22 protein-coding genes are annotated in these 22,965 nt (G+C 61.2%); 9 read left to right on the top strand and 13 right to left on the bottom strand.

Going from position 1 to position 22,965, the window contains the following annotated elements:
* Positions 1-81 precede the first annotated feature (81 nt).
* The 4 genes from ppx to AB7951_RS11365 form a co-directional block, all read right to left on the bottom strand.
* A complete protein-coding gene (gene ppx / locus AB7951_RS11380) occupies positions 82-1,587 on the bottom strand; it encodes an exopolyphosphatase (RefSeq protein WP_120292385.1) in 1,506 nt (501 codons plus the stop codon).
* A gap of 12 nt (positions 1,588-1,599) precedes the next feature.
* Positions 1,600-3,801 carry an RNA degradosome polyphosphate kinase gene (locus AB7951_RS11375; RefSeq protein ID WP_120292383.1) on the bottom strand — a complete coding sequence of 734 codons (2,202 nt, stop codon included), beginning with the start codon at positions 3,799-3,801 and terminating at the stop codon, positions 1,600-1,602.
* A gap of 156 nt (positions 3,802-3,957) precedes the next feature.
* Complete coding sequence (locus AB7951_RS11370; protein WP_089263968.1) at positions 3,958-4,635, bottom strand: DnaA ATPase domain-containing protein; 678 nt, start codon at positions 4,633-4,635, stop codon at positions 3,958-3,960.
* A 46-nt stretch (positions 4,636-4,681) separates the two neighbouring features.
* The gene (locus AB7951_RS11365; RefSeq protein ID WP_068731090.1) at positions 4,682-5,236 is read right to left on the bottom strand and encodes a CDP-alcohol phosphatidyltransferase family protein; all 555 of its coding nucleotides are present in this window, start codon (positions 5,234-5,236) and stop codon (positions 4,682-4,684) included.
* A 168-nt stretch (positions 5,237-5,404) separates the two neighbouring features.
* Here AB7951_RS11365 and purM point away from each other — a divergent pair, with 168 nt between their 5' ends.
* Together purM and purN are read left to right on the top strand one after the other, a co-directional pair.
* Positions 5,405-6,478, top strand: coding sequence for a phosphoribosylformylglycinamidine cyclo-ligase (purM, locus tag AB7951_RS11360; protein ID WP_120292381.1), 1,074 nt, complete (start codon positions 5,405-5,407; stop codon positions 6,476-6,478).
* Positions 6,479-6,482: 4 nt separating this feature from the next.
* A complete protein-coding gene (purN, locus tag AB7951_RS11355; protein ID WP_199712126.1) occupies positions 6,483-7,136 on the top strand; it encodes a phosphoribosylglycinamide formyltransferase in 654 nt (217 codons plus the stop codon).
* A 195-nt stretch (positions 7,137-7,331) separates the two neighbouring features.
* Here purN and AB7951_RS11350 read toward each other — a convergent pair whose 3' ends face one another.
* On the bottom strand, positions 7,332-8,156 hold the full coding sequence (locus AB7951_RS11350) for an alpha/beta fold hydrolase (RefSeq protein WP_120292377.1): 825 nt from the start codon (positions 8,154-8,156) through the stop codon (positions 7,332-7,334).
* A gap of 337 nt (positions 8,157-8,493) precedes the next feature.
* Here AB7951_RS11350 and AB7951_RS11345 point away from each other — a divergent pair, with 337 nt between their 5' ends.
* Positions 8,494-9,531 carry an alpha/beta fold hydrolase gene (locus AB7951_RS11345; protein ID WP_120292375.1) on the top strand — a complete coding sequence of 346 codons (1,038 nt, stop codon included), beginning with the start codon at positions 8,494-8,496 and terminating at the stop codon, positions 9,529-9,531.
* A gap of 20 nt (positions 9,532-9,551) precedes the next feature.
* On the top strand, positions 9,552-10,502 hold the full coding sequence (locus AB7951_RS11340) for a fatty acid desaturase (RefSeq protein WP_309945689.1): 951 nt from the start codon (positions 9,552-9,554) through the stop codon (positions 10,500-10,502).
* Here the strand turns inward: AB7951_RS11340 and AB7951_RS11335 are convergent, their stop codons facing one another.
* Both AB7951_RS11335 and AB7951_RS11330 read right to left on the bottom strand, forming a co-directional pair.
* Entirely contained in the window at positions 10,503-11,084 is a 582-nt protein-coding gene (locus tag AB7951_RS11335; protein WP_120292371.1) for a TetR/AcrR family transcriptional regulator, read from the bottom strand.
* 57 nt (positions 11,085-11,141) lie between these two features.
* The gene (locus AB7951_RS11330; protein ID WP_120292369.1) at positions 11,142-13,109 is read right to left on the bottom strand and encodes an adenylate/guanylate cyclase domain-containing protein; all 1,968 of its coding nucleotides are present in this window, start codon (positions 13,107-13,109) and stop codon (positions 11,142-11,144) included.
* Positions 13,110-13,394: 285 nt separating this feature from the next.
* On the opposite strand from AB7951_RS11330, the gene AB7951_RS11325 reads away from it, so the two are divergent.
* Positions 13,395-13,778: a hypothetical protein gene (locus AB7951_RS11325; RefSeq protein ID WP_093758309.1), complete on the top strand. Its 384-nt coding sequence runs from the start codon at positions 13,395-13,397 to the stop codon at positions 13,776-13,778.
* A 124-nt stretch (positions 13,779-13,902) separates the two neighbouring features.
* On the opposite strand, the gene AB7951_RS11320 is transcribed toward AB7951_RS11325, so the two are convergent.
* A complete protein-coding gene (locus AB7951_RS11320) occupies positions 13,903-14,106 on the bottom strand; it encodes a cold-shock protein (RefSeq protein WP_089263958.1) in 204 nt (67 codons plus the stop codon).
* Between the two features lie 463 nt (positions 14,107-14,569).
* Between AB7951_RS11320 and AB7951_RS11315 the strand changes: the two genes are divergently transcribed.
* Complete coding sequence (locus AB7951_RS11315; protein ID WP_441255778.1) at positions 14,570-15,736, top strand: autotransporter domain-containing protein; 1,167 nt, start codon at positions 14,570-14,572, stop codon at positions 15,734-15,736.
* 74 nt (positions 15,737-15,810) lie between these two features.
* Here the strand turns inward: AB7951_RS11315 and AB7951_RS11310 are convergent, their stop codons facing one another.
* A complete protein-coding gene (locus tag AB7951_RS11310) occupies positions 15,811-16,644 on the bottom strand; it encodes a TerC family protein (protein WP_093758307.1) in 834 nt (277 codons plus the stop codon).
* 83 nt (positions 16,645-16,727) lie between these two features.
* Positions 16,728-17,150: a nucleoside-diphosphate kinase gene (gene ndk / locus AB7951_RS11305; RefSeq protein WP_068731078.1), complete on the bottom strand. Its 423-nt coding sequence runs from the start codon at positions 17,148-17,150 to the stop codon at positions 16,728-16,730.
* 279 nt (positions 17,151-17,429) lie between these two features.
* Between ndk and AB7951_RS11300 the strand changes: the two genes are divergently transcribed.
* From AB7951_RS11300 to AB7951_RS11290, 3 genes are all read left to right on the top strand, one after another.
* The gene (locus AB7951_RS11300; protein WP_068731077.1) at positions 17,430-17,693 is read left to right on the top strand and encodes a sulfur globule protein precursor; all 264 of its coding nucleotides are present in this window, start codon (positions 17,430-17,432) and stop codon (positions 17,691-17,693) included.
* A gap of 179 nt (positions 17,694-17,872) precedes the next feature.
* Entirely contained in the window at positions 17,873-18,049 is a 177-nt protein-coding gene (locus AB7951_RS11295; RefSeq protein WP_175366131.1) for a hypothetical protein, read from the top strand.
* Between the two features lie 85 nt (positions 18,050-18,134).
* Complete coding sequence (locus tag AB7951_RS11290) at positions 18,135-19,997, top strand: ABC-F family ATP-binding cassette domain-containing protein (RefSeq protein WP_120292367.1); 1,863 nt, start codon at positions 18,135-18,137, stop codon at positions 19,995-19,997.
* A gap of 40 nt (positions 19,998-20,037) precedes the next feature.
* Here the strand turns inward: AB7951_RS11290 and AB7951_RS11285 are convergent, their stop codons facing one another.
* The 3 genes from AB7951_RS11285 to AB7951_RS11275 all read right to left on the bottom strand — a co-directional run bounded on the left by AB7951_RS11285 (position 20,038) and on the right by AB7951_RS11275 (position 22,680).
* Positions 20,038-20,631 (bottom strand): hypothetical protein, encoded by a 594-nt coding sequence (locus tag AB7951_RS11285; protein ID WP_439061680.1) that lies wholly within the window; start codon positions 20,629-20,631, stop codon positions 20,038-20,040.
* Positions 20,632-20,715: 84 nt separating this feature from the next.
* Positions 20,716-21,168: a DNA polymerase III subunit chi gene (locus AB7951_RS11280; protein ID WP_120292365.1), complete on the bottom strand. Its 453-nt coding sequence runs from the start codon at positions 21,166-21,168 to the stop codon at positions 20,716-20,718.
* Between the two features lie 9 nt (positions 21,169-21,177).
* A complete protein-coding gene (locus AB7951_RS11275; protein ID WP_120292558.1) occupies positions 21,178-22,680 on the bottom strand; it encodes a leucyl aminopeptidase in 1,503 nt (500 codons plus the stop codon).
* Between the last annotated feature and the right edge of the window lie 285 nt (positions 22,681-22,965).

The raw sequence follows: 22,965 nt of genomic DNA, 5'->3' as shown, positions 1-22,965 counted from the left end.
ACCGGAAAAGAGTATACGCACGGAAACCGAGAGTCACGCCGCGCTGCAATCAGTAGTGTCATTCAGAATGAGCGACGGTGGCTATCGCCTGACGATCGTCCCGGACTTCCCCACTAATCGTGCCAGCTGCTTGAAGCGGCTGCCGACGCGGTCAGCGACGAGATCGACCATGCGATGCTCGAAGACGAGCATCATCTTGCGATCCTTGGTGGCGAAATGCGTGGCGGGCAGTACGCCCGGGCGCGCCGCCGAAATGAGATGCGCGACCCTGAACAACGCGCCGAGCAAACGGGCGCGTTCGACCTGTGCCGGCGAGACAAGCGCACGGACCAGCTCCGGGGGCTCGTTCTCGGCGCCGAATCCTGCGTAGCGGTAGTACACACAGAGCGCGAGGAATGCGCGACCGTGATGATCGACCGAGCCGAAATTGCCGTTCGTGATCAGACTGAGCGTCTGCTCGCCGCGATGATCCGGATGGACGCGCCAGCCGATATCGGACAACAGACACGCCACCCGGCGTAGCCGACGATCCTCGTCGGTCTCTTTGAGCTTGGCGACACGGGCGAACCGATCACTCCAGTCGCTCAGCTCCTGTGCGTGGCGGGCCGAACGCGACAGTAACTCGTTCATCGTCTGCGCGGCACCGACCAGACCATCTTGCATGCGCTGCGCTTGCGGCAGCATTTCGTACAGCAAGCCTTCACGGACGCCATAGGTCGAGAACACGATAGTCTTCGGCTTGGCGGTGCGAATGACATATTCAAGCACGAGAGCCGCGTAGACCAGCAGAGGCTGGCGCTGTTCGGCTATGGCTTCGATGTTGGCAAGAATGTTGGCTGTTGCGAGCCGGCGCAAGCGGCGCACGAAATCGAGCGCTTCGGTGGCCGGGATCGAATAGCCATGCATCACACGTAGCGGATAGCCGCTCTGGATGATGTGCAGCCGCGCCAATGCACGCCAGGTGCCGCCGACCGCATAGAAATTGCGACCTACGCCCGCCTTGAGCTGCGCGACGTCAGCCAGCGCCAGCCTGACGATGCGCTCCGCCTTCTTCGGTGATTTCTGTGAGGCATCCTGCAATGCGAGACTGCCGAGCGGCAGCGTCACGCCCTGCCGGACCGCATTGCCTTTGACATCGATCAGTTCGAGCGAACCGCCCCCGAGATCGCCAACCAGGCCATCCGGCTTGTGCACGCCTGAAATTACGCCCAGCGCCGAGAGCTTCGCTTCGCGCGGCCCCGATATGATCTGGATCTCGCAGCCGCAGATTTTCTCGGCTGCTGCGATGAAGGCAGGTCCATTGCTCGCATCGCGCGCCGCAGCGGTCGCGATGGCGTAGACGCGACCGACCTTCATGACCCTGCACAGCGCACGGAAGCGCCGAAGCGCCGTCAGCGCCTTGTCGACGGCGTCCTTGGCCAGCAACCCGGTGCTCTGCACTTCGCGGCCGAGACCGCACAGCGCCTTTTCATTGAAGAGCGTGACAAGGCTTCGCGTCAGCGACTCGTAGACAACGAGACGCACCGAGTTGGAGCCAATATCGATGACGGCGACGCTGGTCGCGCGTTGATTGGCACGCGCTACCACGTTGCTGGTTCCTTACGAGGATTGGTGACGCTCCGAACGGCGGGTGAGCCGGCGCGGGGATGATTTCTCAAGCGACTTTCCACGGCCAGACAGACTCGGATTCGTCATGAAGTAATTGTGCACATTGAAGGGTTCCTCGCCCTTCGCTGCCTTCATACGCGTTGACGACCCGTCCGGCAACAATTGCCAGCTCTGTTCCGTATCCTTGAGATTGGCCACCATGATCTGCTCGAGCACCTGGGTATGCACGGTGGGATTCTGCAGCGGACACAGAACCTCGACGCGGCGATCCAGATTGCGCGGCATCATGTCAGCCGACGATATGTATATCGCCGCCTTCGGGCTCGGCAGGCCATTGCCCATACCGAAGCAATAGATTCGACCATGTTCAAGGAAGCGGCCGATGATCGACTTGACGCGAATGTTTTCAGACAGGCCGGGCACGCCCGGCCGCAGGCAGCAGATGCCACGCACGATCAGTTCAACGGATACACCGGCATTCGACGCCTCATAGAGCGCATCGATGATTTCCGGATCGACCAGCGAATTCATCTTGAGCCAGATCGCACCCGGCTTGCCACTGCGGGCGAATGCCGCTTCGCCGCGGATGTGTTCGAGCATGCGACCGCGCAAGGTCAGCGGCGACACGGCCATCTTCTCGATGTCGCTCGGCTCCGCATAGCCGGTGATGTAGTTGAACACGCGTGCGGCATCGCGACCGATGATCGGGTCGGATGTGAAATATGACAGATCAGTGTAAATGCGCGCTGTGACCGGATGATAGTTGCCGGTGCCGGTGTGCACATAGGTCGTGAGCGAGCCGCCCTCGCGGCGCACCACCAGCGACAGCTTGGCGTGGGTCTTCAATTCCAGGAAGCCATAGACCACCTGGACACCGGCGCGTTCGAGATCGCGAGCCCAGCGGATATTGGCCTCTTCGTCGAACCGCGCACGCAGCTCGACGAGCGCCGTTACCGACTTACCGGCTTCGGCGGCCTCGACCAGCGTGCGGACAATCGGCGAATTGTTGGAGGTGCGATACAGCGTCTGCTTGATCGCCACCACGTCCGGATCGCGCGCAGCCTGCTGCAGGAACTGCACGACGACGTCGAAGGATTCATAGGGATGATGGACAATCAGGTCCTTCTGACGGATCGCGGCAAAGATATCGCCGCCATGATCGCGGACACGTTCCGGATGACGCGGCACATAAGGCACGAATTCGAGATCGGGCCGATCGAGCCGCGTGAGCTGCGAAACCTCGTTCATGGCGAGGATGCCGTCGACCAGCAGGATTTCGTCATCCGAGGTCGCCAGCGCGCGCTGCACGAAGGCGCGGAGTTCTGCCGGCATGCTGGCTTCGATTTCGAGCCGGATCACCGACCCTCTGCGGCGACGCTTCAGCGCAGTCTCGAACAGCCGGACCAGATCCTCGGCCTCTTCTTCGACTTCGAGTTCACTGTCGCGGATGATGCGGAAGGCACCCTGCCCCTGAACGGTGTAGCCCGGGAATAGACGTGCGATGAACAGGCCAGTGGCCTGTTCCAGCGTGATCAGGCGGACCGCGCCGTCCTTGCCGGGGGTCGGCAGGCGGATGAAGCGATCGATCTTGCCGGGCATGCGGATCAGCGCGTTCATCGTCTTGCCGTCGGACACCCGCGACAGATGCAGCGCGATGGTGAAGCCCAGACTCGGAATGAACGGGAACGGATGCGCCGGATCAATCGCCAGCGGCGTCAGCAGCGGGAAAATGTTGTGGAGGAAGTGGTCCTCGATCCAGGTCCGGTCGGCCTTGCTGACCTCCTTGCCGTCGAGCAGCACGATTCCGACATCGGCCAGCATGCCGCGCTGGTCGCGCCAGATCGCCTGCTGGTCGCTGCCGAGCTTGGAGACCGCGCTGTTGATCAGCACCAGTTGCTCGGCCGGGGTCAGGCCGTCCGGGCTGCGCTCGCTGATTCCCTCACGGACCTGCGCCTTGATGCCGGCGACGCGGACCATGAAGAATTCATCAAGGTTGTTTGCGGAAATCGACAGGAAGCGAACGCGCTCCAGCGCCGGATGGCCCGGATTGACGGACTCCTCAAGGACGCGGCGATTGAAATGCAGCCAGGACAGCTCGCGATTGATGAAGCGCTCGGGACCCGACGCGACCACCTCTGCCGGCTTCGCTTCGCCCTTTTTCTCTTCAATAACAATCTCTTCTGCGGAGTCCATGAGACAGCAATCCATCTAGTTCAAGCAGCGCTATAGTGCCGGCAAATCACAGCGGACATTGCGTCAGTTGCATGACGCTTCGATGACATTGAGGAACCTGCCTGCCGCGCCGTCAAGGCACCGTTCGACGCGCCGCGTTTGACGTCCAAGGCTAAGTCAGGCGTCGCGCAGCAGTTCCGCAGCCAATGCACGGGTCACCGGCCGCCCAAGCCGGAGCGCCTCGCTATCCAGCAATTCCACCGTATGGCGGGCGGCGGCGAATGACCGCTCGATGCGGCTGGCCACATAGCTGACCACGCTCTCGTCGATGCTGAGCTGGCGGTCGGCGCAAAACTTCACGATCAGCGCCCGAAACAACCCGTCATCCGGCGGCAGCAGATTGACTACCGGGATCGCACGGAGCCGCGACCGCAGATCGCGCAACTCGACCTCCATGGCGGCCGGGGCGACCCGCGCCGTAATCAGCACATAGGCGTTGTCCTGACGTGCCAGATTAAGAAGGTGGAACAGCGCCCGCTCGTCGAAGGCACCGGCATTGAGATCCTCCACCACCAGTGCGTTGGTCACCAACTCAGCCGGAACCGTCGCAGCCGTCAGGCTGTGCGCCATGGTGGAGCGTGCCCCGGCCTCCTCGGCCCAGATCGCTGCCAGATGGCTCTTGCCGGACCCCTCCGGGCCGACAAGCAGCATGACCCGGTTCGGCCAGTCCGGCCAGCAGTCGATCAGTCCCAGCGCCTCGGCATTGGCCGGGCCCTCAAGGAAGTTGTCGCGGGACAGACTCTCCGCATGGGGCAGCGCGAACGCCAATTGACGGGGTTGGACGCGGGCGACCACGCAAATACTCCTGCCGGCTCCGCCGGCGAACGTCACGAATACCGGTTTACCGGGGCTCTTGACCGGGTTCGATGGTGCTCATGTGTCGCATCCACTCGACGAGATAGAAGGACACAGAGAGCAGCGTCAAGACGGTCACAAAGCCCATTAAAATCAAATCGTAAGGCGAGGATTTGAAACCAAATCCGAGGGCAGCAAGAACCAAGGCTGCGAAGGCCACCTGCGCCACCGTATTGAGCTTCGATACCATCAGCGGCTTCATCGGGATCGGTTTGCCGAACAACCACGACACAATGACGGCGCCCACGATCATGATATCCCGCGACACCACGAGAATCACGATCCAGCGCGGAACTGCCCCCCATATCCCCAGGGAGACATAGATCGAGACCAGCAGCGCCTTATCGGCCAAGGGGTCGAGCAGCGCACCGAGTTCGCTGGCCATGTTGAAACGCTTGGCGAGAAAGCCGTCCACGGCGTCGCTGACCCCTGCAATCACGAAGATTGCAAAGGCGATTTCCATCTGGTTCGAGGCAATCGCCCAGACAATCACGGGCACCAGCAGGATACGCCCGAGGGTGATTAAATTGGGGATACTCACGCGGCGCTTCCCGGCTCCGGCCTGTTTCGCAATCCGAGCTTGGGGGCTCCGACCGGCTTACCGCCTACATAGTAATCGGGATAGCGTTTACGAGCCATTGCGCAGGCGGGGATTCCGACGTAACCAGCCGAAAATACACAGTTTCGCAGCTCCGGCAGGATACCCGGCATGACCGACCAGAAAAAAGGCCTCACTTACGCGGACGCGGGCGTCGATATCGATGCCGGCAACCGTCTGGTGGACCTCATCAAGCCAATGGTTCGCGCAACCGCCCGTGCCGGCGCTGACGCCGAGATCGGCGGCTTCGGCGGACTGTTCGACCTCAAGGCCGCCGGCTTCAAGGATCCGGTTCTCGTCGCCGCCACCGACGGCGTTGGCACCAAGGTCAAGATCGCCATCGAGGCCGGCATCCATAACGGCATAGGCATCGATCTCGTCGCCATGTCGGTCAACGACCTCGTGGTCCAGGGCGCCGAGCCCCTGTTCTTTCTCGACTACTTCGCATGCGGCAAGCTCGACCCAGAAGCCACCGCCTCAATTGTTGCTGGCATCGCAGAGGGCTGCCGCGAGTCCGGCTGCGCGCTGATCGGCGGCGAAACCGCCGAAATGCCCGGCCTCTACAAGGACGGCGACTACGACCTCGCCGGATTCTCGGTGGGTGCTGCGGAGCGCGGCACGCTGCTGCCGACCAAGGATATCGGCGTGGGCGATGCCGTCATTGGCATGGCCTCGTCTGGCGTCCATTCCAACGGCTTCTCGCTGGTCCGCAAGATTGTCGAGCGCACGGGCCTCTCTTACGCCGACAAGGCGCCGTTCTCGCCGGTGATGACGCTTGGCGGTGCGCTGCTGACCCCGACCCGGCTTTATGTGAAATCCTGCTTGCGCGCGATCCGCGAAACCGGCGCTGTGAAGGGGCTCGCCCATATCACTGGCGGCGGCTTCACCGACAACATCCCGCGCGTGCTACCAAAGAACCTCGGCGTTCGCATCGACCTGCCCTCCCTCACCGTCCTGCCAGTGTTCAAGTGGCTAGCAAAGGAAGGCGATATCGCCGAACTCGAGCTGCTGCGCACCTTCAATTGCGGCGTCGGCATGATCGCCATCGTCAAGCGCGAAGCCGTGCAGCAGGTGATGGACATCCTGCGCGAGGGCGGCGAGACCGTGTCGCTGCTCGGCGACGTCATCGAGGCCACAGGCGACGAGCGCGTCGTTTATGACGGACATCTCGAACTCAACCTGTGAGGCCGTGATGCGTCGCGTCGCCATCCTGATTTCCGGCCGCGGGTCGAACATGACGGCGCTGATCGAGGCCGCTGCCGCAGATGGCTTCCCGGCCGAGATTGCGCTGGTGATTTCGAACAAGGCCGACGCTCCGGGCCTCGCCATCGCGCAGGCCAATGGCGTCAAGACGCTGGTGATCGAAAGCAAGCCGTTCGGCAAGGACCGCGCCGGCTTCGAGAAGCTGCTGCAGGCGGCTCTCGACGAGCACAAGATCGAGCTGATCTGCCTCGGCGGCTTCATGCGCCTGTTCACGGCGGAATTCGTGCGACACTGGTACGGCCGGATGCTGAACATCCACCCGTCGCTGCTGCCGTCCTTCCCCGGCCTCGATCCGCACGGCCAGGCATTGCGCGCCGGCGTCAAGATTTCCGGCGCCACGGTGCATTTTGTCATTCCAGAGACCGATGCCGGCCCGATCGTGATGCAGGGCGCCGTGGCCGTAGCCGATAACGACACCCCCGACACCCTCGCCGCGCGCGTGCTCGACATCGAGCACAAGATCTATCCGCAGGCGTTACGGCTGTTGGCCGCCAACAGCGTCGGCATCACCGGCGACACCTGCACCACCAGTACCGGCGCCAGCCGCGACGACACGCTGATCTCGCCGACAGTGATCTAGGGCGAGGCGCCCGCAGATTCGCGCGATCGTAACTTTTCCGCAACGAGGACAACGCATTTTATTGTTCGGGAGGCGCCCCGGACTGTCGTGTGTCCGTCGTCAATGGGGATTGTTCAGTTCGCGAGCACCGGTCGCAGGACCATCAAAGACAATGCGAACGACGCAACACGTGCTGCGTCGTCCGTACTGCGTCGTTTAGCTGCGAACAAATGCCAGAATATCCGGATTGATCACGTCGGCATGGGTGGTCAACATCCCGTGCGGGAAGCCCGGATAGGTCTTCAGCGTGCCGTTCTTGAGCAGCTTCACCGTCAGTGGTGCAGCGTCGGCATAAGGCACGATCTGGTCATCATCGCCGTGCAAAACGAGCACCGGCACATCGATCGCCTTCAGGTCTTCGGTGAAGTCGGTTTCCGAAAATGCCTTGATGCAATCATAGTGCGCCTTGGCGCCGCCGATCATGCCCTGCCGCCACCAGTTGTCGATCACGCCCTGATAGACTTTCACGCCCGGCCGGTTGAAGCCGTAGAATGGCCCGGCCGGGACATCGACGTAGAACTGCGCGCGGTTGGCAACAAGCGCAGCACGGAAGCCGTCGAACACTTCGAGCGGCAGGCCGCCGGGATTGTTCTCGGTCTTGAGCATGATCGGCGGCACGGCGCTGACCAGCACCGCCTTGGCGACGCGTCCCTTCTTGGCACGCGCGACGTAACGCGCAACTTCGCCGCCGCCGGTGGAGTGACCGATATGCACGGCGTCCTTGAGATCGAGTGCATCGGTGAGTTCGGCGACATCAGCGGCATAGGTGTCCATCTCGTTGCCGGTCGCGGTCTGGCTGGAGCGGCCATGGCCACGGCGGTCATGGGCGATGACGCGATAGCCCTGATTGAGGAAGAACATCATCTGGTTGTCCCAGTCGTCCGCACTCAGGGGCCAGCCGTGATGAAACACGATCGGCTGCCCGGTGCCCCAATCCTTGTAGAAAATTTCGGTGCCGTCTTTGGTGGTGATGGTTCCCATGATCCAGACTCCTTTGAGTGGGTTGCGGGCAAGCGCGACTTCGAACTCGCAGCGGCTTATGCGGATAACCTGGCCGCTTTCCGCCCCCGCGCCGATGACAGGCCAGTGAATAGACTAACGGGCCGCAAGTCTCTTGTACGTTTCGAATACAAAAACAAGATGTCGCCGAGCCGCCAACGGGCGACGACCAGCTGCATTCTATTCAGGCGGCAATGCCGAAGTTTCGGCATTGCGCTCTTCGCAAATTAATATACTAATAGTACAGTTATTAAATTTTGTCGAGCGGATCGCTTGTCGCACCCTCGGCAAGCGTCAACGGACCTTCCGGAGCTGCAACATGAATACGCCGAGCGACTACCAGATCTTCGAGGCCGGTGACGTCTTGCTGCAGTCGGGCCAGCGGCACCCGCGCCTGCAGCTTGCCTACAAGACCTACGGTACAATCAATGCTGCCAAGGATAACGTCATCCTCTATCCGACGTCGTTCGGCGCACAACACTACGACACCGAGTGGCTGATCGCGCCGGGCGCCGCGCTCGATCCAGACCGCTACTTCATCGTCATCCCCAATCTGTTCGGAAACGGGCTGTCGTCATCGCCATCGAATTCGCTGGAAGCTCTGGCTGGCGCCCCCTATCCGAACATCAGCTATCATGACGCTATTTCGATCCAGCATCGCCTGCTGACCGAGCAATTCGGCATCGCCCGTCTGGCACTGGTCTATGGCTGGTCGATGGGCGGCATGCAGGCCTATCACTGGGCCGCCCGCTATCCGGACATGGTGGCACGCGCCGCAGTGGTCTGCGGCAGCGCCCGATGTTCGCCGTTCAACGCCGTATTCCTCGAAAGTGTGCGGGCCGCTTTGACCACCGATCCTGCCTTTGTCGATGGCCGCTTCGTTTCGAAACCATCTGCCGGACTTCGCGCCATGGGACGCGTCTATGCAGGCTGGGCGATGTCACATGGCTTCTACCGCGATGAAATCTGGCGTGAGGCCGGTTTCACCTCACTGGAAGACTATCTGACACGATCATGGGATGTCGCCTTTGCGCATCGTGATGCCAACAATCTGCTGGCCCAACTATGGACCTGGCAGAATGGCGACATCAGCCGCTGCGACGCCTTCGGCGGCGACTTCCGCAAGGCCATGGCTGCGATCACCGCGCGCGTTCTGCTGATGCCCGGGCAGACGGACAATTATTTTCAGGTCGGCGACAACGAAGACGAACTCCCCCTGCTGACGAACGCACGCGCGGCCGAACTGTGCCCTATCCCCTCGCTGCACGGACACCGCGCCGGCAACCCGGTCAAGAACCCGGTCGATGCCGCCTTCATCAACACGAGAGTCTCGGCGCTGCTCGCCGCCGACGCCTGAACCGAGAACGGGACGAACCGATGACGATGGATGCAGTTGGCCATGGCAAGATCGAAACCCGCGCCCTAACGCCTGCACAGTTGAAGGACCTGTCGGTTCGGGCCAATCTTCCGGGGCTCATTCGCTCGATCAGCCATTATGCCTTGATCGCTTTGGTTGGAACACTGATCTGGCAGGTCGCCACCCGCTACGGCGCGATGTGGGCGATTCCGCTGATCATCATCCAGGGTTATCTCATCGCCTTCCTGTTCATGGCGGTGCACGAGGCCGCGCACAAGACTGTGTTCACCAGCCGGCGGCTGAACGAGGCCCTCGGCCATGTCTCGTCGCTGATGATCGTTCTACCCTATGAACACTATGCGCTATTTCACTGGGACCATCACCGCTTCACGCAGGATCCCGACCGCGATCCTGAACTCGTCACCGCAACGATCCCCTCGTCCGACACCAGACTCGCCATCGCCTATACCGGCATCGTGCAACTGACCAATCGGATCCGTCTGCTGGTCCGCCGTGCTCTGACCGGACAAGCCGTGGCGCCGTGGATCCCGGAATCCAAGCAGGGCATGGTGGTGCGCGAAACCCGCATCTATGCCCTCATCTATCTCGCGCTGCTGATCGCTTCTATCGCGCTCTCCAGCACGATGCTGCTGTGGTGCTGGCTCGTCCCGCTCTATGTCGGCCAGCTATTCCTGCGGCCCTATCTCTATGCCGAACACACCGGCTGCGAGCGTACCCGCAGCGCCTATGAGAACACCCGCACGACCTATACCGATAGGCTGACGAAGTGGTTCACCTGGAACATGCCATTCCATGTCGAACATCACGCCTATCCGTCGGTCCCCTTCCACGCATTGCCCAAGCTCAATGCCATCATCGACGAGCGCATCGCGCATCGCGGTTGGGGTTACCGGGCCGTCACGCGCGAAACCTGGCGCTGGTTTCGCCGCGCGCGGCAAGGCGGCATCTGACTATTGCGCCGACAATACGGATTTGACGAGCTTGCGCGCATAATCGGCCGTCAGCGGCCGAAATCCAAAGACATACTCATAAAATAGCGTGCCATAGATCCGATCATAGAGATCGCCGGCTGGCTCCAAAGCAACGATGCTGCCGTCCTTCTGGCCGTCCTTGATAATCGCCAGCGATATGTCCCGGCGAATACCAAGATAGCGTTCGGAGAAGATTTTCGCTGAACCGGTGCGCGCGATGCATTCGGCAATGACAGCGAGCTGTACCTTGCCGAAATCGCTGTTCAGCGCCATGGCATAGGCGGCAGCATGTTTCGTGATGCGGGTAAACGGATCACCGCTCTCGGAAAGCGGCAGCATGGTGGACGCCTGCCGCAGGAATGCGTCGATCAGCACTGCTTCGCGCGACGGCCACCATTTATAGATCGTCATCTTGGAGACGCCGGAATCCCGCGCAATCGCATCGATGGTCGTCGCAGCAAGCCCCTCAGCCGCCATCATGCGATAGGCGCTGTCCAGGATCGCATCCTCGGTCTCGACCGATCGAGGACGACCTCGCCGCACCGGGGTCACGTCGGTCATCGTCGCAACTTCACTCTATGGGCTGCCATACGCCTACTATAGCGCGGCCCCCATCGATCAAACAGGGAAATTGGCGTGGCGATCAGACACGGCGACGGAATGTTGGTCTCGCGCGCCGAGCAACTCATAGATCTGCACTTCCGCGGCAAAGCCTTTCGGCTTGATCCGGGCGACGCTGCGGAAAAGGAACAGGGAGTCCACCCGCTCCTTGACGGCTTCGCTGACCAGGACGCTGGTTCCGTAGTCCTTGTTCAGCGTCTCGAGCCGTGACGCGAGATTTACGGTCGCGCCGAGCGCCGTGTAGTTCATGCGGTCGGGTGACCCGATATTGCCGATCATGACATCGCCCACATGCAGGCCAAACCGGGTCTTGTAGACGGGCCAGCCCTCACGCTCGAATTCCTCATTGAGCTTCCGATTGGCTTCGACGCAATCGAGCACAGCGGCGCAAGCCTGCGCGACATGGTCGGTGTGCTCGATGGGTGCGTTCCACAGCCCCATAACCGCATCGCCGATATATTTATCGACCGTGCCCTGATGCGTAGCAATGACGTCCGAAATCGCAGCGAAATAGCGCGACGTGTAGAGCATCACCCGGGTCGGATCTTCGTTCTCCGTCATTCCCGTAAAATTCTCGACATCCGTGAATAGGATGGTCGCTTCGCGGCGCTCGCCGCCCAATTGCATGGCCGTGCCGGTTTCGACCAGTTGCTGAACCAGACGCTTGGGGACGAAATTCGAGAATGTCTGCACCAGTGTGCGCATGGTGAAGACCGATCGACCGAGATCGTCGATTTCGCGGATCGGCGAACGCAGTTGCGGCATCGACGAGAACCGGAAGTTCTGGATGCGGTCGACCTCGCGCGCCAAAATCCGCAGGGAGAGCGACAGCTTGTTGCCGATCCAGAATGCAATCGGTATGGCCGCGAGCACGAAACAAAATGCGAGAATGAAGAGCGTGCGCTTTTCTTGCTCGATCTCGGCATAGAACTCATCGAGCGGCGCGAAGAAGCCAACACGAAGATTGGCCGATCCGGCCATCTCCACGGGCCTGAATGCCGCCGCATAGGCACGCCCGGTTCCGTCATCGAAGAACTGTTGCTCAACGCCGGTCTGGCGCCACGCCTTGATGGCCGCAGTAGCGCCGATCGTATCGACATCGCTCAGTCGTGGCAGCTCCGACAGTTTGTTCGGCACACTCGTGGCTTCAAGCCACCGGGACATCTCGGGATGCGCCAGCACCCGGTCGGCATCATCAAACAGGTAGGCCACGCCCGAATGCCCGAGCTGCTGCTTGCGCAGCATGGCCTCGGCTTCACTGAGCAGGATATCGCCGGCCACAACACCCCGCTGCCCCTCCACAATGGGCATTCGCAGCGTGTAGCCGATGTCACCGGTCTGATAGAAAATATAGGGCTCGGTCAGCAGACTGGCATTGGGCTCGAAGGCGCCGCGATACCACGGCCGAACGCGAGGATCGAAATCGACCGGTCCGGGCAGACTTGCCAAAGGCTGCAGCGCATCGTCGAGATAGGCGGTCGTGGTCTGAAGCGGTCCAAAATCGCCTGCCTTCACGATCGTGAACAGGCGAAATCTGGCCCCGTCCGGCGCCCCGAAGCGCGCTTTCACCCCAGCTCCCGTTCGGTCGATGAGGTCCATTTCCAGGAACGAGCCGTCCTCATACCCCATATACAGGCTGAAGAGCTGCTTGTTGTTGCGGAGCATCGACGCCAGCAGGATGTTCAGCCGCGGGTTATTCTTGAGCTCCGCGGACTGGACCGATGTGATACCGCGCAGGATATCCAGATTGTCGTGAACGCTCTTGAGCTGCGCATCGATGCGATCGGTCGCAGCCTGCGCGACCACGCTGAGATACGACGAAGCCGCCGTCCGGATGATCGTATTGACCCTGCTGAAGCTGAGATAAACCAGCGCCAGACCGACCGTCAGGACGACGCCGACGAACAGCGCAATGATCGACGTCCTAAAGCCAATCCGGAAACGCGATCTCGCCGGCACCGTCATCGCAGGATGCTCCACACGCCAGCCAATCTGGCACCGCATATCGACAGGCCAGACCTGGCTGCGCCGGACGGGAAGTCTCGCGGTATCATGATTCCGTCACGCAAGCGCAATTGCCGAGTATCTTTACGGTAAAGAAACCCGATCTGTGCTTACGACATCGGACAATGAACTCACCTCGCCCAGCACGCTGGCCAGTGCCACGAGCTGCGACGATTGCAATGCCTCAATGGCAACTGCATAATTGAAACAATTGACTATTCTGGCTGTCACTTAAGGAAATGAAGAATGACGGGCGCCGATCTGGGTGTGATCATCCGGCAGACTGCTAAGCAGCAAAACAAGACACTGATGGCAGCCGTCAAGGCACAACGCGATCGCTATGCGGGCCTGGCCGCCAAGGCCAAGGACAAGACCGCCAAGGACCGTTTCAAGCAACTAGCGAAGGACGCGACGGAGCAAGGCATGGCCGCTGCCAAGCGCCTTCAGATGTCCGCCGATAATGCCGCCGATAGCTATGCGCGATCGATGCGTAAGGCCGTTGAAGCACTTCAGATCGCAGAAGCAGCGCAAGCGATGAAGGCTCAGAACGCCGAAAAGGACAAGGCCGCAAAGAAGGCTGTACCCGCCAAGAAAACGGCCAAAAAGGCGAAGAAGCCAAAGAAGCGATAATGCGGGCATAACCTCGCCCGCTCGGCACGATCCGCACCGGAGCTACAAAAGGCCCGGCTTGCGCCGGAGTTACATCAGTCGGCCGGCCCATAATGTATGTCAGGACCGGCACAGCAAGACTTAGTTATGAGACCTTGAGGTTCTCGGCAGACGCCTTGCCGCGATTTTCCACCAGGTCGTATTCGATGGTCTGGTTTTCGTTGAGGGTACTAAGGCCCGCGCGCTCCACGGCGGAGATGTGCACGAAGACATCCTTGTCGCCGACAGTCGGCTTGATGAAGCCATAACCCTTGGTGGGGTTGAACCATTTGACGGTGCCCTTCTGCATCGTCTGTCTCCCGATCTAGATACAAAAAAGACGCGGCCACGCATCATGCGTACCACGCCACAAGCGGGCTTCCCGGTGTCTGCTGAATGTCCTGCTCGCAAAACGCACAGTCGAACGGCCTCAATCCGATTGCGCAAGAATTCCAACATGAAAATTTTGGCTACGCAAGTCTTTGGCTTTTTACGGCAGAGGTTTTGATATCACCGGCCGCGTTCAAGCGTACCTATCGAAAGCCGCTGACCGGCCCCATGAGCAGACGCGCCGGATTGAAACATCGTCAGCCCGCTCTGCGTGAATGGCCATAACGTGATGAAAAGCGACACGAATCCGCTGTGGCAATCGCACAACAATACGCGTCAATCGCCACCGGAGGCGCTCAATGCTCAGCGGCAATGCTCATTGGATCGCGTATGCTCTGCCGCAGTCGAACGGCACTGCAGCGACAATTTCGAAACGAGTGACAATGCGCGATCCATCGCGATACGCCCAAACGGACAGGAGCCCGGCTGCCAGTCGGCAACGCCGGACCATTGTACTCGGCCTTGCCGTCGCGCTTGTCGTTGCGCCTTCGCTTGCATCCGCCCAGGTCGCGCCGCCGCCTACCACGCCGCCCCCAACCACACCTCCGCCGACACCGCCGCTGCCAGCCGCACCGGTGCCCCCATCGACCGACTTCAATGCCGGGCAATCCGCCGGCGTCGCCATCAGCGATCTCGGTAGCCAGTTCCTGCGCCGCCTCGGCGATCAGGCGAGCTACGGCTTCAACCGCGCGTCGCGCGCCAATCCCGGCGGCGGCGGTGCGTCGGAGACCACCGAGACGCCGCGCTTCCGTAGCTGGGCCGAGTTCTATGGTGTCGGCGCCCATACCGGCACGATCGGGGATTTCGTCGGCGACAAGCGCCGGACTGTCGGCGGGGTCGCCGGAATCGGCGCGCGGCTGATGCCGGGCGTCAATGTCGGACTGTCGGTGGACCAGAGTCACACCACGATCGATGTTCCGCTCGCCCTGCAGTCTGCAACGCTCGACCTCACGCAGATCGGAGTCAACGCTTCGGTCGACCAAGGCGCCTGGACCTGGGCAATCGCATTGGTGCACGGCTTCGGCGACATCACCTCGCGCCGCGACACCGGCCTAGGGCTCGCGAGCGCCGGCTACGATGCGCGGATCGACGGCGCGCTCACCGAGCTGAGCTATTACTGGAGTTACGAACAGGCACGGATCGTGCCCAAGGCTGCCTTCGAATACACCCGCGCGACAACCGGCGCGATGCAGGAGCTTGGCGGCCTCAATCCTCTCAACGCGAGCGGCGCCTCAGCCGAGCGTGCGCGTATCCTGATTGGCGCAGAAGTCGGCCATTACTGGATATTCGATCAGAAGATTCTTGATCTATCGGGCTATGCCAAATTCGTCGACAACGTGCATCAGCGCTTTAGCAACGTCACGGTTAGCCTGGGTTCCGAGAGCATCACCGTTCAGGGGATCGGCGAAAGCCAGTACGGCGCAGACGCCGGCGCATCGGCGTCGCTGAGCCTCAGCAACACCGCGCGTCTCTATCTCAATTATGACGGCAAGTTCCGCGCCTATTCGCAGTCCCACCAAGGAACGCTGGGCGTCGAATTCAAGTTCTAGGAACCACCGGATTCCAGAAACAAAAAAGCGGGCGAAAGGCAAATGCCCCTCGCCCGCTTTGCGTTTTTATTGAGTTAGGCCGCCTGCTCGGCGTGCCCTGCCATGCTGCGACGACGCCACAACGTTCCGACAGCGAGCACCACAGCGACACCAATCAGACCGCAGACGATCTCGCCACCATGTCCCCCATTGGTGAAACGAACGCCAAGGCCCAGCGATGACATCAGGCTGTCGAGGCCAGTGCCGACCGAACCGCTGAAGAAGCTGTGCATCAGCGGCAGAACCGCAGGATCCGTCGCGATCACTTCGCCGGCGACCCAGCCCAGCAGGGCCGCACCGAGCCAGACCAGAACGGGCAGACGGGTCAGCAGCGCCATGATCAGCGCCGCGCCGGCGACGATCAGCGGGACGCTGATGGCCAGGCCGAGGATCAGCAACGGCACGCTGCCATTGGCTGCGGCAGCAACTGCAATGACGTTGTCGAGGCTCATCACGATATCGGCGACGACGACGATCTGCACGGCGGCCCACAGATGCGAGGCAGCCTTGACGCCGTCCTCTTCTTCCTGCTCGGGAACCAGCAGTTTGGCCGCGATCACGATCAGCGCGAGACCGCCCACCAGCTTGAGGTAGGGCAGTTCCATCAATGTGGCGACGATGCCGGTGAAGATGATACGGAGGATCACGGCGGCAGCGGCGCCGAGGATCATACCCCACATGCGCTGCTTCGGTTCCAGACCACGGCAGGCCAGTGCGATCACGAGGGCGTTGTCGCCGGACAGCAGAACGTTGATCCAGATGATCTTGCCGACAGCTACCCAGAATGCAGGCTGCTGCATTTCGACCTGAAACTGAACGAAAACCGACTTGATCGTCGCCGGATCGAGAATATGCAGCAACCAGTCCACAGCGCGCCCCTTTGTTTGTTCGTTTTGATTGGAAAGGTCGGCGCGCCCCCGCGCGCCGACCGGTCGTTAATTCGGCTGGAAGTTTAGCCGACGATCTCGTTACCCGAGAAGAACTGCGCGATCTCGATCGCTGCAGTTTCCGGAGCGTCCGAACCATGAACCGAGTTCTCGCCGATCGACTTGGCGTGAAGCTTGCGGATGGTGCCATCAGCAGCCTTCGACGGATCGGTTGCGCCCATCACATCGCGATGCTTGAGGACGGCGTTCTCGCCTTCCAGCACCTGCACGACAACCGGACCCGAGGTCATGAAGTCCACCAGTTCGCCGAAGAAGGGGCGTTCCTTGTGAACGGCGTAGAAAGTGCCGGCCTGTTCGCGGGTCATGCGGATGCGCTTCTGCGCGACGATCCGCAGGCCGGCCTTTTCGATCAGCGCGTTGATCGCACCGGTCAGATTGCGCTCGGTCGCGTCGGGCTTCAGAATCGAAAAGGTACGCTCGATAGCCATGATTTATCCTTGAATAACAGTCGCTGGAAGATGGCGGCTTATATCGACGCTATCCGGGAACGGCAAGCGATCCGTCCAAATGTCGCAGGCCCCATTTTGGCAGATCCGGCGCTCGAAATTACCTAGATGTCATCCACATGAACCATTCCTGACAGGGCTGGCGCGATCCGGTTCAGCTTCCTCCTCCTAGACTGCCTGCAATGACCCCGGCCAACGGCATTTGCCCCCGGTGCCATGTTCACCGCAGGCGCAACACGCGCCGTACCAGAGGAGATGAGAATGTTCCGCAAGATCGCACTGACTTTGGTTGCAGCGGCCTCATTGGGCGCCGCGGCGCTGGCTCCGACCTCGGCTTCCGCCTGGGGCGGCCACGGCGGATGGCACGGCGGCGGCTGGCATGGCGGCGGCTGGCATCGCGGCTGGGGCGGACCACGCTTCGTCGGCGGGCCGGTTTACGGCTATGGCGGCGGCGGATGTCTCGTCCGCCGGGTCGTTCCGACCCCGTGGGGACCGCGTTGGCGACTGGTCAATCGCTGCTACTGACGCTCCACGAGCAGAGAAATACCGCCCGGCCGTTCCTCGGCCGGGCTTTTTCTTGGCAGATCCATCAACGATTCATCGAATTTTGACTCAAACAGCCTCAAATCCATAAATCTTGAAACAATTTCGGCCCGGACGACTTGCCTTAGTGTCATTCAACTGCCACGAGCGCCGGGAAGACAATGCAGAACCAGTTCATCAATGATGGCGAAGAACACATCGACCGCACCACCAGCGTGGCGATCTGCAATGCCATCGGCGAGCGGTTGCGCCGTGATATCGGGTCGGATGATGACACCCTCCCCTCCCATCTCCAGACGTTGATCGACCGGATGCGGCAGCAGGACGAAAAGCGGTAGCCGCTGACGGCATAATTGACCTTCCGCGCACCAGCAGCGAGCAAATCGGGGTTGCCTTTGTGCGTCGCAGCGGTGACAACCCCGCATGCTTTCCATCACAGACATTTCGATCCGGATCGCCGGACGCCTGCTCATTGACGAGAGCACGGTACAGATTGCGCCGGGAGCCCGCGTGGGTTTCGTGGGCCGCAACGGCGTCGGTAAATCGACGCTTTTTCACGCCATTCGCGGCGATCTGGCCACCGAAACCGGAAGTATCTCGATTCCGCCCCGCTGGCGTATTGGCAGCCTCGCCCAGGAGGCGCCGGACGGCCCCGAAAGCCTGATCTCCGTCGTCTTGAAAGCCGATATCGAGCGCGACGCACTACTGAAGGAAGCCGAGACCGCCTCCGATCCGGAGCGCATTTCCGACATCCAGACCCGCCTTGTCGATATCGATGCGCATTCCGCGCCCGCTCGCGCCGCAGCGATTCTGAGCGGCCTTGGCTTTTCGGCTGAAGCCCAGTTGCGCTCCTGTTCCGAATTCTCCGGCGGCTGGCGCATGCGCGTCGCGCTTGCGGCCACGTTGTTCTCGGCACCGGACCTGTTGCTGCTGGACGAACCGACCAACTATCTCGATCTCGAAGGCACGCTGTGGCTCGAGGATCATCTCGCCAACTATCCGCGCACGGTCATCGTCATCAGCCATGACCGCGACCTGCTCGATACGTCGGTGAACGAGATCCTGCATCTCGACCGTGGCAAGCTCGTGCATTATCGCGGGACTTACTCAAATTACGAAGAGTTCCGCGCCAACAAAGAGGCGCTCGACGCCAAGAACGTCAAGCGTCAGGAAGCCGAGCGCAAGCGGCTGCAGGACTTCGTCGATCGCTTCAAGGCCAAGGCCTCCAAGGCACGTCAGGCACAATCGCGCGTAAAGATGCTTGAGCGCATGAAGCCAATCTCGGCGCTAGTAACGCAAGACGTGCGCGAGATCGTCTTCCCTGCGCCCGAAAAGATCCTGTCGCCGCCGATTCTCGCGGTGGACAATGTGTCGGTCGGCTATGAGCCCGGCAAGCCGGTGCTCAATCAGGTGACACTCCGCATCGATACCGAGGATCGCATTGCCCTGCTCGGCTCCAACGGCAACGGTAAGTCGACGCTGGTCAAGCTGCTGGCAAACAAGCTGAAGCCATTTTCAGGATCGATTACGCGCGCCGACAAACTGTCGATTGCTTACTTTGCCCAGCATCAGCTCGACGAGCTGGTGATGGACAACTCCGTCTATGATCACGTGCGCAAGCTGATGCCCGACATGCCGGAATCGAAAATCCGCGCGCGTGCCGGCAATATCGGCTTTTCCGGCAAGGCCGCGGATACGATCGTAAAAAGCCTGTCCGGCGGCGAAAAGGCGCGGCTACTGCTGGGGCTCGCGACTTTCTACGGTCCGAACATGATCATTCTGGACGAACCGACCAACCATCTCGATATCGACAGCCGCGCAGCGCTGGCCGAGGCGATCAACGAATTCCCCGGCGCAGTGATCATGGTCTCCCATGATCGCTATCTGATCGAGGCCTGCGCAGACCAGCTCTGGGTCGTGGCTGACCGCACCGTCACCAATTTTGACGGCGATCTCGACGACTATCGCAAAGTCGTCATGCAAGCCCGCGGCATGCGCACGCCGACACGCGACCGCGCAAACACGGACCGCGAAAAACTGGCGAAGCCTAAAGAAAAGAAGGTCCCGCTCAAGCAGCAGGTCGCCGAAGCAGAATCCGAGATGGAGCGGATCACCGCCATCATCGCCAAGATCGATACTGCGCTCGCATTGCCTGACCTGTTCAAGAAAGATCCGAAGCAGGCCACGCAACTCACCAAAGCGCGCGCCGCTGCGGCGGACGCATTGCAACGCGCTGAAGAGCAATGGCTTAGCGCGAGTTCTCTGCATGAAGAAGCGAACGGCTGATCACGCAGCCGTCGCTTACTTCGACATCATCACGAAAAGATCAGGTCGCGGCGCGCTTCTTCGCCTTCGGACGCGCGGCCTTCGGCTGCTCAACTTCCGGACCGCGTTCGACCACGGTCAGACGACCGGCGGTAAACGTATAGATGCCAGCGCGCGGACCGCGCAGATAGGTCAGCACGGCAACGCGATCGCCGCGCGGGCTGGTCGATAGACTGACATTGTCGGGTGCGCCTGCACCACGCGCCACGTCGCATTCGGTATGGCCGAGCGCCACGACGCCAGTTTGAACCGGCGCACCTGCGGTACCATCGGCAAGCGCGTTGGCATCACGCGGCGCCATGCCCGGGCACGCACCGTCAGCGCTGATGAGATCCTGCGGACTGACGGCCTGCTCAGGCGACAGCGGCGGCGTCTCAATCGAAACATTCTTGATGAACACGCGACCTGGCTTGGAGAACCAGTCGGCATCCTTGGACAGCAGGTCCGTGGAGAATGCGTCACCGCCCACGCCGGCGCAGCCAGCAAGCAATGGCGCAGCAAGCAGCAGCACGAGCAGACCGTTTCGATGAAGCTTTTCTTGTCGCACGATTACGCAACCCCAAGACAGGCGATAAGCGCCTGTAACATCATTCATTTGCGGCACCACCATGACACAGCGGCAGATACCGGTAAGGAAATCTACAATTATCATTAATTGCAGCAGATCGCCAATCGGCAGCTAATTCTTGCGCTGCCACCGGCCACGTTCATCGGTCTGCCAGTAAGTGGCCGTAAAGCCCCTCGCCTTACAATCAGTCCAGGCTGCTCGCGCTGCAGCGAGCGCATCGGAATCGTCACCGTTAAATACCAGCACCATGCGCTCATAGCCGTCGGCATCCGCCGGCACTGCTGCGCTGTCCACAAGGAACCGGACCTGGGCACGATTGGGATTCCCCTCTTCGATCGCGAGAATGATCGGCTGATCCGCAGCGTCCGCCACACGCCAGGTGGCGTGCGGCAGAAATGAATCGTCACGATAGGTCCACAGATGCGCATCGAGCGCATCGGCGCGTTCTTCTGATGTGGATTGCACGACGACACGCCAACCGCGCTCGAGTGACTTCTCAAGCAGCGGCGGCAGCACGCTCTCCAGCGTCATCTTCTGCAGGTGATAGAACAGGACCTCGGTCATCGTGTCAGACTACTTCTTCGCCTCGTAATAGTCGGCCACAAGCCGATCCAGCAGCCGCACGCCGTAACCCGAGCCCCAGCTCTGATTGATCTCGGTCTTCGGCGCGCCCATGGCTGTGCCGGCAATATCGAGATGCGCCCACGGCGTATCGTCGACGAAACGCTGCAGGAACTGCGCCGCAGTGATCGAGCCGCCGTTGCGCGTGCCGGTGTTCTTCATGTCGGCGAATTGCGAGTCGATCTGCTTGTCGTATTCCGGACCGAGCGGCATCCGCCAGACACGTTCGCCGGTGGCCTGTCCGACGGTGGACAGACGCTCTGCGAGTTCATCATTATTGGAGAACATGCCGGCATATTCGGTACCGAGTGCGACCATGATCGCGCCGGTCAGCGTCGCCAGATCGACCATGAATTTCGGCTTGAACTTCTTCGCCACATACCAAAGCACATCGGCCAGTACGAGGCGGCCTTCAGCGTCGGTGTTGATGATTTCGATGGTCTGACCGGACATCGACGTCACGATGTCGCCCGGACGCTGCGCGTTGCCATCCGGCATGTTTTCGACGATGCCGATGGCGCCAACCACGTTAACCTTGGCCTTGCGGCCCGCGAGTGCATGCATCAGGCCAACGACGCAGGCTGCGCCGCCCATATCGCCCTTCATGTCTTCCATGCTGCCGGCCGGCTTGATGGAGATGCCACCGGTATCAAAGGTGACGCCCTTGCCGATGAAGGCGACGGGCTGCTCGCCCTTCTTGCCACCGTTCCAGCGCATCACCACCATACGGCCGGGACGCACAGATCCCTGGGACACGCCGAGCAGCGCGCCCATGCCAAGCTTGGTCATCGCCTTGACGTCGAGCACTTCGACCGTGACGCCGAGCTTCTTTAACTCACCGGCGCGTCGCGCGAATTCAGCGGGAAACAGCACATTCGGCGGCTCATTTACGAGCTCGCGGGCCAGCACGACGCCGTTCACGATATGATTGCCCGGCGCAAAAGCCTTCTTGGCCGCGGCAACGTCGCTCACGGCCAGCGAAACCGCGACGCTGCCGGGCGTCTCATCGGCTTCCTTGTTCTTGGTCTTGTAGCGATCGAATTTGTAAGCGCGCAGCAATACGCCGGAGGCGACCGATGCCGCCTGCTCCGGCGTCATTGCACCCGAAGCCAGCTCCGCGATGACGGTCACCGCCTCATTGCTGCTGCCGACCTTGCCGGCGAGCACGCCGCCAAATTTCAGCAGATCGGTCTCCTTCAGATCGGCCGGCTTGCCGGTGCCGATCACGATGAGACGCGACGCCTTGATGCCGTCCGGGGCCAGGATGTCGAGCGTCGACGCGCTCTTGCCCTTGAACTTGCTGGTTGTAGCCGCGCGCTTCACAGTGGCTGCCGCATCCCCGAGAGCCTTGGTCGCGGCAGGACCGAATTTCAGCGTTTCGTCGCAGAACACCACAAGAGCACCGCGCACAGCAGTGGCAAACGGGACGAAGCCGACCTTGACGGCGTCGGACATGGCAAATTCCTCCAGAAGATCAGGGCTGTCGCAGGGGTCGGCGCGGAATCCGGTCAGTGCGGCGGGGTTCAAGTGTTTTGTTGTCGTCGCAGCGTGAACCGTCAAGACAGGTTCTGACCGAAACCGCCAAGGATCGATAGTTTCTTGTCCCCGAGGGAAACCAAACCGCCCGTAACCCACGATTCGGGCATTGCCTGTGTCCGAATGTGTCGACTCTGGCCTCAGGTGACGGTCTTGCCAACGAATAGGCCCCACCGACGGATCCGCCCCCTCGTCGCCACGCGG

The sequence above is a fragment of the Tardiphaga sp. 285_C5_N1_2 genome, from assembly GCF_052076065.1.
GTDB classification, from domain to species: Bacteria; Pseudomonadota; Alphaproteobacteria; order Rhizobiales; family Xanthobacteraceae; genus Tardiphaga; species Tardiphaga robiniae.
The sequence above is the reverse complement of the archived record's forward strand: the minus strand, read 5'-3'. Positions and strand labels throughout refer to the sequence as shown.

Excerpts from the sequence above, each read along its gene's own strand:
- AB7951_RS11375 (WP_120292383.1), bottom strand. The coding sequence starts at position 3,801 with ATGGACTCCGCAGAAGAGATTGTTATTGAAGAGAAAAAGGGCGAAGCG.
- purM (WP_120292381.1), top strand. The coding sequence starts at position 5,405 with ATGACCGACCAGAAAAAAGGCCTCACTTACGCGGACGCGGGCGTCGAT.
- AB7951_RS11350 (WP_120292377.1), bottom strand. The coding sequence starts at position 8,156 with ATGGGAACCATCACCACCAAAGACGGCACCGAAATTTTCTACAAGGAT.
- AB7951_RS11345 (WP_120292375.1), top strand. The coding sequence starts at position 8,494 with ATGAATACGCCGAGCGACTACCAGATCTTCGAGGCCGGTGACGTCTTG.
- AB7951_RS11340 (WP_309945689.1), top strand. The coding sequence starts at position 9,552 with ATGACGATGGATGCAGTTGGCCATGGCAAGATCGAAACCCGCGCCCTA.
- AB7951_RS11335 (WP_120292371.1), bottom strand. The coding sequence starts at position 11,084 with ATGACCGACGTGACCCCGGTGCGGCGAGGTCGTCCTCGATCGGTCGAG.
- AB7951_RS11330 (WP_120292369.1), bottom strand. The coding sequence starts at position 13,109 with ATGACGGTGCCGGCGAGATCGCGTTTCCGGATTGGCTTTAGGACGTCG.
- AB7951_RS11325 (WP_093758309.1), top strand. The coding sequence starts at position 13,395 with ATGACGGGCGCCGATCTGGGTGTGATCATCCGGCAGACTGCTAAGCAG.
- AB7951_RS11320 (WP_089263958.1), bottom strand. The coding sequence starts at position 14,106 with ATGCAGAAGGGCACCGTCAAATGGTTCAACCCCACCAAGGGTTATGGC.
- AB7951_RS11315 (WP_441255778.1), top strand. The coding sequence starts at position 14,570 with ATGCGCGATCCATCGCGATACGCCCAAACGGACAGGAGCCCGGCTGCC.
- ndk (WP_068731078.1), bottom strand. The coding sequence starts at position 17,150 with ATGGCTATCGAGCGTACCTTTTCGATTCTGAAGCCCGACGCGACCGAG.
- AB7951_RS11300 (WP_068731077.1), top strand. The coding sequence starts at position 17,430 with ATGTTCCGCAAGATCGCACTGACTTTGGTTGCAGCGGCCTCATTGGGC.
- AB7951_RS11295 (WP_175366131.1), top strand. The coding sequence starts at position 17,873 with ATGCAGAACCAGTTCATCAATGATGGCGAAGAACACATCGACCGCACC.
- AB7951_RS11290 (WP_120292367.1), top strand. The coding sequence starts at position 18,135 with ATGCTTTCCATCACAGACATTTCGATCCGGATCGCCGGACGCCTGCTC.
- AB7951_RS11285 (WP_439061680.1), bottom strand. The coding sequence starts at position 20,631 with ATGAATGATGTTACAGGCGCTTATCGCCTGTCTTGGGGTTGCGTAATC.
- AB7951_RS11280 (WP_120292365.1), bottom strand. The coding sequence starts at position 21,168 with ATGACCGAGGTCCTGTTCTATCACCTGCAGAAGATGACGCTGGAGAGC.
- AB7951_RS11275 (WP_120292558.1), bottom strand. The coding sequence starts at position 22,680 with ATGTCCGACGCCGTCAAGGTCGGCTTCGTCCCGTTTGCCACTGCTGTG.